General features: G+C 56.4%; 12 protein-coding genes. 4 read left to right on the top strand and 8 right to left on the bottom strand.

The features are described 5' to 3' along the window. Positions 1 to 2: 2 nt before the first annotated feature. The 5 genes from ABJI30_RS04255 to ABJI30_RS04235 all read right to left on the bottom strand — a co-directional run bounded on the left by ABJI30_RS04255 (position 3) and on the right by ABJI30_RS04235 (position 6,295). Positions 3 to 980: a nitronate monooxygenase family protein gene (locus ABJI30_RS04255; RefSeq protein WP_348015945.1), complete on the bottom strand. Its 978-nt coding sequence runs from the start codon at positions 978 to 980 to the stop codon at positions 3 to 5. A 72-nt stretch (positions 981 to 1,052) separates the two neighbouring features. Further along, on the bottom strand, positions 1,053 to 2,078 hold the full coding sequence (locus ABJI30_RS04250) for an acyl-CoA dehydrogenase (RefSeq protein WP_348015944.1): 1,026 nt from the start codon (positions 2,076 to 2,078) through the stop codon (positions 1,053 to 1,055). Positions 2,079 to 2,087: 9 nt separating this feature from the next. Continuing rightward, on the bottom strand, positions 2,088 to 3,242 hold the full coding sequence (locus ABJI30_RS04245; RefSeq protein WP_348015943.1) for an acyl-CoA dehydrogenase family protein: 1,155 nt from the start codon (positions 3,240 to 3,242) through the stop codon (positions 2,088 to 2,090). 15 nt (positions 3,243 to 3,257) lie between these two features. Further along, complete coding sequence (locus ABJI30_RS04240) at positions 3,258 to 5,495, bottom strand: alkyl sulfatase dimerization domain-containing protein (RefSeq protein ID WP_348015942.1); 2,238 nt, start codon at positions 5,493 to 5,495, stop codon at positions 3,258 to 3,260. A 2-nt stretch (positions 5,496 to 5,497) separates the two neighbouring features. After that, positions 5,498 to 6,295 carry an enoyl-CoA hydratase-related protein gene (locus ABJI30_RS04235; RefSeq protein WP_348015941.1) on the bottom strand — a complete coding sequence of 266 codons (798 nt, stop codon included), beginning with the start codon at positions 6,293 to 6,295 and terminating at the stop codon, positions 5,498 to 5,500. A 107-nt stretch (positions 6,296 to 6,402) separates the two neighbouring features. On the opposite strand from ABJI30_RS04235, the gene gspH reads away from it, so the two are divergent. Together gspH and gspI are read left to right on the top strand one after the other, a co-directional pair. Beyond that, positions 6,403 to 6,927 (top strand): type II secretion system minor pseudopilin GspH, encoded by a 525-nt coding sequence (gspH, locus tag ABJI30_RS04230; protein ID WP_348015940.1) that lies wholly within the window; start codon positions 6,403 to 6,405, stop codon positions 6,925 to 6,927. Positions 6,928 to 6,944: 17 nt separating this feature from the next. After that, on the top strand, positions 6,945 to 7,355 hold the full coding sequence (gspI, locus tag ABJI30_RS04225) for a type II secretion system minor pseudopilin GspI (protein WP_348015939.1): 411 nt from the start codon (positions 6,945 to 6,947) through the stop codon (positions 7,353 to 7,355). A gap of 25 nt (positions 7,356 to 7,380) precedes the next feature. Here the strand turns inward: gspI and purU are convergent, their stop codons facing one another. Continuing rightward, on the bottom strand, positions 7,381 to 8,250 hold the full coding sequence (purU, locus tag ABJI30_RS04220; RefSeq protein ID WP_348015938.1) for a formyltetrahydrofolate deformylase: 870 nt from the start codon (positions 8,248 to 8,250) through the stop codon (positions 7,381 to 7,383). 112 nt (positions 8,251 to 8,362) lie between these two features. Here purU and ABJI30_RS04215 point away from each other — a divergent pair, with 112 nt between their 5' ends. Continuing rightward, on the top strand, positions 8,363 to 9,100 hold the full coding sequence (locus ABJI30_RS04215) for a 6-phosphogluconolactonase (protein WP_348015937.1): 738 nt from the start codon (positions 8,363 to 8,365) through the stop codon (positions 9,098 to 9,100). A gap of 32 nt (positions 9,101 to 9,132) precedes the next feature. Here the strand turns inward: ABJI30_RS04215 and ABJI30_RS04210 are convergent, their stop codons facing one another. Both ABJI30_RS04210 and ABJI30_RS04205 read right to left on the bottom strand, forming a co-directional pair. Further along, entirely contained in the window at positions 9,133 to 9,951 is an 819-nt protein-coding gene (locus ABJI30_RS04210) for a LuxR C-terminal-related transcriptional regulator (protein WP_348015936.1), read from the bottom strand. Positions 9,952 to 10,241: 290 nt separating this feature from the next. Then, entirely contained in the window at positions 10,242 to 11,504 is a 1,263-nt protein-coding gene (locus ABJI30_RS04205) for an acyl-CoA dehydrogenase family protein (protein ID WP_348015935.1), read from the bottom strand. Between the two features lie 227 nt (positions 11,505 to 11,731). Here ABJI30_RS04205 and ABJI30_RS04200 point away from each other — a divergent pair, with 227 nt between their 5' ends. Further along, the gene (locus tag ABJI30_RS04200) at positions 11,732 to 12,157 is read left to right on the top strand and encodes a MarR family winged helix-turn-helix transcriptional regulator (protein WP_348015934.1); all 426 of its coding nucleotides are present in this window, start codon (positions 11,732 to 11,734) and stop codon (positions 12,155 to 12,157) included. Positions 12,158 to 12,492 lie beyond the last annotated feature (335 nt).

Below are 12,492 nucleotides of genomic sequence, written 5' to 3'. Positions count from 1 at the left end.
GATCAGGCAGCCAGGAAGCCTTCGAGACGGCCACGAATAATCTCTTCAGCGTCTTTCATGATGCCGCTGATCAATTCATCACAGGTCGGGATATCGTTGATCAGACCCGCGACCATGCCGCAGCTCCACGCGCCAATGTCCATGTCGCCTTCCAGCATGATTTTTGGATAGACACCGGCAACCTGCTCGATGACATCGGTAAACTGCAGGTCAGCGCCCTTTTCCTTTTCGATTTCGAGCAAACGCTCCACCGCCGGATTGTTCAGGACACGCTCGGTATTGCGCAGCGGGCGCATGACCAGGCGAGTGTCACGTTCGCTGGCGGCAACGATGGCATCCTTGACATTCTGGTGCACCGGAGCTTCTTTTGTCGCGATAAAGCGTGTGCCCATATTCATGCCTTCTGCGCCCATCGCGAGTGAGGCAACCAGCGACCGCGCATCGGCCTGGCCACCGGAAGAAACAAACGGAATTTCCAGTTCATCAGCAGCGCGGGGCAGCAGGATCATGTTCGGAATATCGTCTTCGCCGGGATGGCCGCCGCATTCGAAGCCATCGACGGAGACCGCGTCACACCCGATATTCTGTGCTTTCAGGGCATGGCGAACGGCGGTGCATTTGTGGATCACCTTGATGCCGGCACCTTGCAGGGCGGGCAGGACTTGCTGGGGATTGTTCCCGGCGGTCTCGACGACTTTCACGCCGCCATCGATAATCGCCTTGACCATGCCTTCGTAATCCGGCGCATTGACGACCGGCAGGAAAGTCAGGTTCACCCCAAACGGCTTGTCGGTCATGTCGTTGCACTTGGCAATTTCATTGGCCAGCGCTTCGGCAGAGGGCTGGGTCAGCGCGGTGATGATGCCGAGGCCACCAGCGTTGGAAACCGCGGCGGCGAGTTCGGCAAATCCGACATAATGCATGCCGCCCTGAATGATCGGATGCTGGATACCAAACATTTCGGTGATACGTGTCTTCATGGGATTTGCTCCTCGCTTTATGGGATGACCGGACAGTGGTTTGCCCAGTCGAGAATCGATTTAATCGGCCAGTTAAATAGCCTGCCACGCGCCGGTTGTCACGCCTTTCCAGATTTGATCGGGAGACGCTACGGCAAGCTCGGCACCGAGCCGCCGGGACCAGTGATGCTCATTGCCCAGCGCATCGCGCCACGCCCAGAGCCGCCGGGTATAGTGGTGCAGATCATATTCCATCGTATAGCCCATGGCGCCGTGAACCTGATGAAAGGGCACGGTCACGGCTTCCACACTATGACCAATCTGGACTTTGGCGATCGCGGCTTCGTGCCAGGCCTGCTCGGGGTCATTGGCATGACGCGCCATGGCGCTGGCAGCCTGGGTGGCGGCCATGGTCGCGGCAGCACTTTCGGACGCCGCGACGGCAAGCTGATGCTGGATGGCCTGAAACTTCGAAAGCGGCCGGCCAAATTGTTCGCGATCGGAAACATAGTCGATAGACAGGTTCAACGCGGCTTCCATCGACGCCGCCATTTGCACGGCACGAACCGTCAGGACCAGCGCTTCAACGGCCCGGCGAGAAAGATTGGTCGATGACTTGGCAATTGGTGCGGCGTTCGAGAAATCCAGCTTGCCATCTGCATCAGGTGACAGGGGATAAGCTTCATCGGTCGCCGCATCGCTGCGCTTGTACAAGGCAATGACATTCTGCTTCGCGTCATAAATGACGACATGTTCCGCGACCCCGGCAAAGGGAACGATCACCTTGTCTCCATCCGCGAGAGCAAAGCTGGATGGTCCGTCGGGAATAGCAATTCCTGCATGGTCCAGCAGCCAGTTGGCGATCAGCGTTTCGGCAAAGGGAACAGGTGATGCGGCCTGAGCCGATACCCAGATCGCGCCGAAGACTTCGTCCGGGCTGACATCAAATCCGCCATTTTCTTCACTGACCCAGGCAAGCGGCAAGCCGTTTTCCTGCAACGCATCCCAGAGAGCTTGCGGATAATGCCCGGCTTCGGCTTCATGCGGCACTTCCCGGCCACATAGATCGGTGAATATTTTCGCTGCGGTTTCGGCAATCATGCCTTCGGTATTGATCATGATCGCCTCCTATCTCAGGCCCAGTTGCCGGGCGGTAATCCCGCGCATGACTTCGGTTGTGCCGCCGCGCAACGTGTTGGGCGGCGAACGCAGCACGCCGATATTGACGATCCTGCGCATCTCGTTGGACAGCTCTTCATCCGGCAATTCGCTGAGCATGGCGCGCACTTGCTGGGTCAGATCATTTTCCAGCCGATTGCCCAGATCCTTGACCAGCGCCGCTTCGGTTTCCGGAGACACGCCCTGATCAAGCAGATTGGCAATGCCCCAGGACATGCCGCGCAAAGTCCGCAGATTGGCAACCAGCTTGCCGAGCCGAGCCTGTGAATCCGAACCGAGTTTGCCGGCCAGTTGATAGAGCGCCGTTTCCAGCGTGATGTAGCTCGACAGAAACCGCTCCGGGCCGGAACGTTCCATGGCCAGTTCGCCGGTTACCTGTTTCCAGCCGCCACCTTCTTCGCCGAGCAGGCAATCATCCGGGACGATCACGTCCTCGAAATAGACTTCGTTGAAATGCGCGTCGCCGGACAGGTCGGTAATCGGTTTGATGGTGACGCCAGGTAGCGTCAGGTCGATCATGATCTGGGACAGGCCGACATGACGATTGCGGCCATCCGCTGGTGACGTCCGCAACAAAGCTACCATATAGTGGCAGATATGCGCGCCGGACGACCAGATTTTCTGGCCGTTGATTTTCCAGCCGGCATCGACCTTTTCGGCTTTGGTCTTGACGTTTGCAAGATCGGATCCTGCGCCCGGTTCGCTCAGGCCGATCGCGAAATAACAGTCACCTTCCGCAATGCGCGGCAGGATATCCAGCTTCTGCTCTTCGGTGCCATGTTCGAGCAACATCGGTGCGTGCTGGCGATCGGCAATCCAGTGCGCGCCTACGGGAGCACCGGCTCGGAGCATTTCTTCGGTTACGATATAGCGCTCCAGTGCGCTTTTGTCGTGGCCGCCATATTGGCTAGACCAGGTCAGGCCAATCCAGCCGCGCTGACCCATTTTTTTCGAGAATTCCGGATCTGCTGATGCCATCCAGCATTCCGGTTCGGGACGGAAATTTCCGGCATCGCGTTCCTGTTTCAGAAACGCCTGCAACTCCGCGCGCAATTCCTCAAGCGCGGGATCGGGCTGGACGACAGGAAAGTTAAAGCGTTGCATCGGAAATAAGCCTGTTCAGGGAGTGACAATATTAAACTGCGGGTCAACGGGATCCAGTGCGCCGAACATCCGAGCCATCAAAACGACATTGCCGAGCACGCGCATTTCGCCGGAGATGATCAAATCCTGGGGCTGGACCTGACGCATCAGGATGCGTGTGAAATTGGTACGGCTGATGGTGACCTGGGTGGATGACAGCTCGCGTGTGCCTGCTCTGGGAAACATGACGCTGCTGCCCAGATCGACACTGACGCTTTCACCACGGTCAGGAAAGCTGAACTGGATAACGCCGCCAGCACCGCTCATCCGTGCCGGATTGAAACGTGCGGCCATGGCATCGAACAGGTCGATAGCCGGAATGCTGTTGAGTACACGTTCGTTGGATGTGGCCACCACGTCACCGCGTTCATTGCCTTCGCGCAATTCTTTTGCACCGCTCAGGTAGATGTTCCGCCACGTGCCCGCTTCGGCCTGAAAACCCAATTGTTCATAGCTGGACGCCAGCCATTTTTTGGCTAGCTCATCGGCTGGATTGGCGAAGACCATATGATTGAACACAGTTGCGGCCCAGCGAAAATCGCCGCTGTTAAAGGCAGCGCGCCCCACTGCCAGTGCCTTGAATGCGCCGCCCATGGCCGCGACATATTTCTGCGATTCCTCAGCAGGTGGCAGGCTGTGATAATGGGCGGGAATACCATCCCACCAGCCAAAATAGCGCTGATAGACCGCCTTGCTGTTGTGATTAAACGTGCCGTAATAGCCGCGCACGCCAAAATCGGTCAGGGCAAAATCAGGCTCGCCGATATTCTCGGCAATTTCGTGCATTGTCGCCCCCTGATTGGCCTGCCGCAAGGTCTGGTCATGAACATAGCGATAGAGTCCGCGCTGGTTTTTGAGCGCAATCTCAACATTTTCCGCACCCCAGGTTGGCCAGTGATGTGATGCCAGCAGGACTTCCGACTTGTCGCCATATCGGGCGAGCATATCGTCAATAATCTTGCTCCATTTCAGCGTATCACGGACCAGCGCACCCCGCGGTGTCAGGACATTGTGGAAATTTCGTGTCACGACCTCCGCCCCGTGCAGCGCTTTGAACGCCGGCATATAGAAAACCAGTTCGGCTGGCGCTTCGGTTTCACTGGCGTCCATGAATTCGAACCGGATGCCGTCCAGCTCAATTGTTTCACCTTCTTTGCCAATGGTCCTGGTCGGCGGCATCAACGACAGGCCACCTCTCGAGATAACCTGTCCCAGACCGGTCCCGACATGGCCGGTCGCACTGGCCGGCAGATTGGTGCCGAATTGAAACTGCACCCGCCTGTTCATTGCGGTGCCGGCCAGCACATTTTCGCCAATGGACTCACGCAAAAAACCATGTGGTGCGATAATAGGAACCTGCCGCAAGCGCTGATCGGCGGGGGTCAATACCCCGCTGACTCCGCCAAAATGATCGCCATGACTATGGGTGAAAATGACGGCTTGCACCGGGCGTTCACCCAATGTGGCATTGGCAAGGGCAAGGCCCGCTCTGGCCGGGGCGGGCGTCGTCAGAGGATCAACGACAATCCAGCCGGTCGTGCCCTGGATCAGGGTCATCTGGGCCAGATCATAACCGCGAATCTGGTACACGCCCCTGGTGACTTCGAACAGGCCGTGAATGCTGTTGAGTTTGCTCTGCCGCCAGAGCGATGGATTGACCGTGTCAGGCGCCGCATCCTTTACAAAATCAAACTGACCAACTTCCCAAGCAACGCTTCCGTCTTCATTGAGAATTTGCGCATCTTCAATCTTCGCGAGAAATCCGCGATTGGCATTGCTGAAGTCCAGCTGGTTTTCGAGTGGCAGGCGGGAAGCGACGGCCGCATTGGCAGCGCGTGTGGCATTGGTCGCGACGCCTTCCGGGGGCAGATAGGCCGGGGATGGGGTGGCTGGGGAAGGCCGGGCAACCGGTGCGGCTGTTGCCGGTTGCGGGGTCGCTGCGGACTGCGGCGCCGCCGTTTGCGTGGCGTCCGCCGGATTGCCGGGCGATTGCGTATTGGCCGATTGCACCGCAGCGGGCTGAGCGGCAATGGATTGTGCCGGGGATTGTGACGGGGATTGTGACGGGGATTGTGCCGGAGCCTGCGTGACATCAGACGCCGCGATCGGAGTTGTTTCTATCGCAGACGGCTGGTCGGCGGCTTGCTGGCTGGCTGCGACCAGCAACGGCACCACCGCAGTCAATGCACCGGTGGTGCTAAGTCTCTTGGACATGTTCATTTCCCCTTGAACACTGGTTTTCGTTTTTCCAGGATTGCATCAATGGCTTCCTGATGATCATCGAGCTGCTGCAACACACCCTGAAACAGGGCGGCCTGGTCGAGATTTTCCTTCAGCGTCACGCTTTGTGCCGTCCGCACCAGTTCCTTGGTCTTGCGTATGGCGAGTGGCGGCAGTCCGACTACCATCTCGGCCAGCTCATAGGCGCGGGCGAGCAGCGTGTCATTGGCCACTACTTCAGAGACCAGACCATAATCGAGCGCCTTGGCGGCATCGATAAACTCGCCCGTGAACAGCATCTGGTTGGCGCGCGCCTGACCGATAATACGCGGCAGCAACCATGCGCCGCCATCGCCCGGAATGATACCCACGCGCAAAAAGCTTTCGGCAAAAATCGCATCTTCCCCGGCAATACGGATGTCGCACATCGTTGTCAGGTCATTACCCGCACCAATGGCATGGCCGTTGACCGCTGCGATAACCGGGACGGAAAGCTGCGCCATCGTCAGCGGAATTCGCTGGATACCGGTCTTGTACCATTGTTCGATTTGCAGCGGCGTCATGTTCTGTTCGGCGGTCATCGCCTTGATTTCATGCAGGTTCCCGCCGGAAGAAAAGCTTTTGCCATTGGCGTTCAGAACAACGCAGCTCACGCTTGCATCCTCATCCGCCTTGATCATCGCATTGACCAGCGCCTCGCACAGATCCTTCGACAACGCATTGCGTGTCTCCGGCTTGTTGAGGGTGATCGTGACGATCCGGTCTTTCTTGTCGTACAGTACGACTTCACTCATCTTGTTTTCTCCACGGCATTGCGGGTCCCCGGGACTCCTGAAAAGTGTCATTGCAGGCCCGCCGCTGTTCTGCAAGAGAGGGATCAGGATGACAGGATTTTGATGACATGATTTCCCGATCCCGACAACATGGCTGCAAGGGCAGAGAAGTCGGCTTCACGCTGGTGGAACTGATGATCGTGCTGGTCATTTTGGGACTGACCGCATCGCTGGTGGTTCTCACCATGTCAGATGGCGGCGGCGATCTGGAGCAGGATGCGCAGCGTTTTGCGGCGCGCACTGCTGCCTTGCGCGACAATGCGATATTGCAATCCCGCCCAATGGCTGTGCAGGTCACCTCTTCGGGGTACAGTTTTCTCGAACGCCGCAAAGGATCGTGGTCGGTGCTGGAAGACAAACCGTTTGTTTCAACCAACTGGTCGACCGGGGTCGCCCCATCTCTGGAAAATCGCGGTTCCATGCTGATTAGCTTTGAATCGACCGGCTTGCCCAGTGACCAGAGCGAAATTCTGTTGCGCCGCAATGATCAGCAACGGAGCATCATCATTGCACCGATGGGCGACGTCCGGCTGGGTGATAATTTGAAAAGCCGCGAATTGCAGACCAGTGATTCGCAGGGCGGCACGCCATGAGGTGGCTACGAAAATACATGAAAGCTGCATCCGCCGAGCGCGGTTTTACGCTGATCGAGATGCTTGTGGCGCTGTCCGTATTCAGCCTCGCCGCGCTGGCATTGATCCGGCTGCAGGCGTTTACCACCCGCAACACCGCCGAATTGGAATTGCGGGTAATTGCACAATCGGTGGTTCGCAATCGGGCGGTGGAGATATTTACCGATCCGCGCCCGCCCGCGCTCGGCGAAACCAGCGGTGAAAAGCAAAATGGCGGCCTGACGTGGCAATGGACACAAAGCGCGAAACTGACCGAAGACGGACGTTTCATTCAGGTTGATATCACGGCGCTGGAGCCGCGGACCGGTGCTCCAGCGGCCCTGACAATCCTGCGTCCGGCCGGTCTGGTTCTGGACGTCCCGCCGCCACCTCCGACCCGGGACCCGTGACGATATCCGGTTCCGGCCACATCGTTTAGCGGAAAACGACCGTACGATTTCCATTGAGCAAAATCCGGTGTTCACCCGCCCACTTGACGGCTTTGGCCAGCACCTGAGCCTCGATATCCCGACCGGAACGGATCATCTCTTCGACACTGGCACGGTGATCGACACGCTCGACGGCCTGCTCGATAATCGGTCCTTCATCGAGGTCAGCGCTGACAAAATGCGCAGTGGCTCCGATCAGCTTGACACCGCGTTCATGGGCCCGATGATAGGGTCTTGCGCCCTTGAATCCCGGCAAGAAGCTATGATGGATATTGATACACCGCCCGGCCAGCCTGGTGCTGAGATCATCTGACAATATTTGCATGTAGCGGGCCAGAACGAGGTAGCTTGCCTGTTGCTGTTCCATGATATCCAGGATTGCCCGTTCCTGTTCGACGCGGTTGTCGGCGGTGACCGGCAGATGGTGAAAGGGTACGCCATGCCATTCGGCGAGATCGCGCAGATTGTCATGATTGCCGATAACGCCGGCGATATTGACCGGCAGGCCTCCCGTTTTCCAGCGATGCAGCAGATCATTGAGGCAGTGGCTGCCCTTGGAGACGGCGACAATGATATTCGGTTTTTCGGCACCGCTGACCAGTTCCCAGTCCAGTGCATATTGTGTACCAACGGTTTTGAATTTGGCCGTCAGTTCGGACAGCGAAACCGGAAACCGGTCGCCTGCGCCTTTGAATTCGACTCGCATGAAGAAGCGGTTCTGGTCGAGATCCGCATATTGCTGGCTGTCGAGAATGAACCCGTCATGTTCTGCGAGAAACCCCGTGACCGCAGCGACCAGACCGGTGCGGTCTTCGGCTGTAAGTGTCAGAATATAGTTTTGTGTCATTGCGTTCATCACCTTGTCGCACTCCAATTGACGCAAACTATCCGGTTTGAAAAGCAGGATTTACCCTTGTGCTGAATTTTGCAGCGATTAGAAGCCGGGGAGAACGGAAACGGAAGATATTATGAGCGAACTGGACGATTGGGATACGGACGATTTACCCGAAGGCGAAGATTCCCAACTGGAATGGTGGGATTTTGAAGATTCCGCAGAAATGGTGGAAGCCGTCGCGGGTGATATCCAGTTCATTATCGAAAGCGCGCTTGATGCCCGGGGCGAAGCTTTGCTTGCGCTGCCCGTGAGCGACGAAGCGATGCCGGTGCTGGAAGCCCTGGCTGAAAAACAGATCAAATGGAAATATGTGACGATCATCCCGACTCACGATTACCTGGTTTCGGTCGACGATCCGCGCAGCCATGTCAAAACGCTGGCACAGATGTTTCTGACTCGCGGTGCCCGGGTGCTTCCGATCGCGACCGAGAATGACGACTATCACATGGCCGGTTCGGCTGCAGATGCCCGCTTGCAAGACACGAAATGGCCACCTGACCTGGTCTGGTTGGGCATGGGTGCGGATGGCAGCACTGCCGGCATCATGGAAAGCGCTGATATGGAAGAAGCGCTGGATGGCTCTGCGGAGAAACGCGCTGTGGGTATCATGCCGGATGAGGGTGATACGCCGCTGGTCACGATCACCAAGGCTGCGATTTGTGAAGCGCGAACGGTGTTGGTCCTGTTGCAGGGTGCGGCTTCGCAGGCGGCTCTTGAGGCAGAGATTGAGCAAGGTGCCACCAGCATGGCACCGATCGGCCGGGTGTTTGCGGACTTGAGCGTGCCTGTCGATATCTATGTAGAAAATTAAACGAAAGCTGCGCCTGTCCGTTGGACGCCAGATTACCAGCGACTGGCGCCGAGATATCCAAGCTGTGCAGCCTTGAACACAGTCTGGGTGCGATTGACAGCACCCAGTTTCTCGCTCGCGCGGCTGACATGATAGCGCACGGTTGAACGACAGACTGACATGATGGCCCCGATTTCCTGATCGGTCTTGCCGATCGATGCCCATCTGATGCACTCGACTTCCCGCTTGGACAGTCCGCAATCAATCGGAATGATCTTCGAACGGGTCATCACCGATACATAGCTGGAAATTAACCGCCGGGTGAGCGCGCTGATCACCGAAGCATGGGTTGCAAAATACGCACTCAAATCGGTCTGATCGGGGTCAATAACCGGAAAGCTATTGGCCGAAATCTGTCCGAATGGCAGGTGGACAGGTACGATCAGCAATGCGCGATAGGATTTTGCCACCCGCGCAAAATAGGCTGTCAGATCGATATCTTCGAGAAACATGTTTGAAGAAAAACCGTGAAATCCATCCTTGTCGCACCAAAATGGTTCGCTTTCATAGCGACAGGCGCGGGGAATGGGCGAATGGAGTGCGTATCGCGCGTCTTCCCACCATCTTTCGCGATCTTTCACCCAGCCGAAAATATCCGCGTTCAGCGAGTTTCCTTCGGCATCCATCATTGGCTTTCCCGAGGCAATGTCGGAGCAGAGGGCGACCCGCATGCCACGTTCTTCGGCGATATGACTAAGATTAATGGCGGCGGTCCGAATTTCAGATGCGGAAGCTATCGATACTTTTTCAAGCAATGCGGGCAGATCCGTTTCACTGCACAAGTCGTCGATCATTACCATTTCGCTCGGCACGGCATCTTCCCCTCCTGTCACCGGCGAAATTGCCCGGAGCAATGGCCGGAATCAAATCCCGGCCTGAGCTTCAGCGTGGACGGTTGAGCTGTCTGTTCCCGATTCAGAAAACCGGGCCAGACTGCGCGGGATCAAGCACCATAGAATAGCAGGGGCCCCCGAATGGCTACTGTCATTTGTGGCATGGGGTGGTCCGGAAACCGGGCTAGCTTTTTTCAGGCGGACCAGCAGGCCAGAAAAAAGGCCGGACATCACATCCGGCCCTTATTCACATTTTTCCGATTTCGTGCCTAGCGCTGCGGCTTGTAACCCGCGTTGCCCATTTCGTTGCGGCCCACGACCATATGGTGCACTTCATCCGGCCCGTCGGCGAGGCGAAGTGTTCTTTGACCGGTGTACATGCCGGCGAGCGGTGTCCATTGGGAAACCCCGGCTGCGCCGTGGATCTGGATGGCCTCGTCAACGATCCGGCAGACGATTTCCGGGACGTAAGCCTTGGCCATGGACACCCAGACGCGAGCCTGCTTGTTGCCCATCACGTCCATCGCCTTCGCGGCTTTGAGCACCATCAGGCGCATCGCTTCGATATCGATCCGCGCACGGGAAATCACTTCGAGATTTTTGCCCAGCAAGGCCAGAGGCTGACCAAATGCTTCCCGGCTCCCGCCGCGATGAACCATGAGCTCCAGGGCTTTCTCGGCAACCCCGATCGAGCGCATGCAGTGGTGGATACGGCCAGGCCCAAGCCGAAGCTGTGATATCTCAAAGCCGCGACCTTCGCCGAGCAGGATATTTTCTTCAGGGACACGGACATTGTTGAATTTGATATGCATGTGACCATGCGGGGCGTCGTCCTCTCCGAACACATGCATCGGTCCGACAATCTCGACGCCTGGCGTGTCGATAGGGACGAGGATCTGGGATTGCTGGGAGTGGGACGGACCATCAGGATTGGTGCGAACCATGGTGATCATGATTTTGCAACGTGGGTCGCCGGCACCGGAAATATAGAATTTTTCGCCGTTGATGACCCATTCGCCCTTTTCGAGAACGGCCTCGGTCCGGACATTGCGCGCATCCGAGGATGGGTGGCCGGGTTCTGTCATGGCAAAGGCAGAGCGGATCTTGCCTTCGAGCAATGGTACAAGCCATTCCTGTTTTTGCGCAGGTGTTCCAACCCGTTCCAGCACTTCCATGTTACCGGTGTCGGGTGCGCTGCAGTTCATGCATTCGGACGCCAGAGGGTTGTGTCCCAGGACACTGGCGATGAACGCATAGTCCAGGTTTTTCAATCCTTCTCCAGATTCTGCGTCCGGCAGGAAGAAATTCCACAAACCCTGTTCTCTGGCCTTGTCCTTTACGCCTTCAAGCAATTCCAGCTGTCCCGGAACATAGCTCCAGCGGTCTTCGCGGCCTTCTCCCATGGAGAAAAACTGCTCGGTTATCGGATCAACTTCTTCGGTGACAAAGCGTTTGACCTGATCATACAAGACCCGGCCTTCGTCCGACATGCGTAAGTCATTCATTTCAGAATCATTTGGATCATGCATCATGTGTAATTCCTCTTTTTCGTTATTCAGCCATATTCTCTCGACAAAGTACGAGTCGATAATTGTTTCAGATGTGAAATATATCATATCGGAAGAGAATGACAATATCGAATAATCTGGCCCGTTAGGCGCTTCATGCAGGCTTCTGATTCTGTCCTTTAAACGAAATATACCTCAAATACGCACTAGTTTTCATTCACAATCACGGGTGGATTTGCTATTGTGCCGACATGACCGCAAAAAAACTCAGATTCTATTCCCGGCTGCAAATTGCCGCGCATAAGCTCAAAAAGGACTCAGATCGCCAATTGCTGGAAGTGGCGGGAGTGACGACCGCACAAATATCCGCGCTGGCGATTATCGCATCCGAAAAGGCGGTGACGCAGACCGTGCTGGCCAAAGAGCTCGGCCTGAATGATTCGGCAATCACCGCAATGGTGCGCCGACTGATTGACCAAAAGATGGTTCAGCGGACGCGAGATGACAGCGATGGCCGGGCATGGTTGCTTGAACTGACCGGCACCGGTGCGGAGGCGGTTGATCGTGCGGCATCGATCATGAACCAGACTCATGTGAAAGTTGACGAGCTGCTCGGCGAAAAAACCATCGCCACGGTGGTGGCCGCGCTGGAACTGGTCATCAACGATTCCGATTGATGTGCCTGTATAAAGCAGTTTTCAGATTGATTGTGCCTGCCAGCGACAATCACTGCAGGTGATGTGATCCGGGGTAGAAAACTGGTGCGCTTAGAGGACTCGTTTTTGGCAATTAAGCATTTGATACTATTGAGTATAATGAATTTGCTCGAAAGAGTGGCCCCCAATTTGGCCCCCATTAATTTGCGTTGGGGATTTGGGCCTATAGTCAATTGATTCTGCTAAACTCTAAATAGAACTCAAAGAACTGACATTCCAAAAGCCCAATTCGGAACAATGCAGTCGCAATGCTAATGACCGCTTTATCCCCAAAGCGGACATTAGCATTGGTAGTT

The organism is Parasphingorhabdus sp. (assembly GCF_039968395.1).
In the GTDB taxonomy this organism is placed as follows: domain Bacteria; phylum Pseudomonadota; class Alphaproteobacteria; order Sphingomonadales; family Sphingomonadaceae; genus Parasphingorhabdus.
The sequence above is the reverse complement of the archived record's forward strand: the minus strand, read 5'-3'. Positions and strand labels throughout refer to the sequence as shown.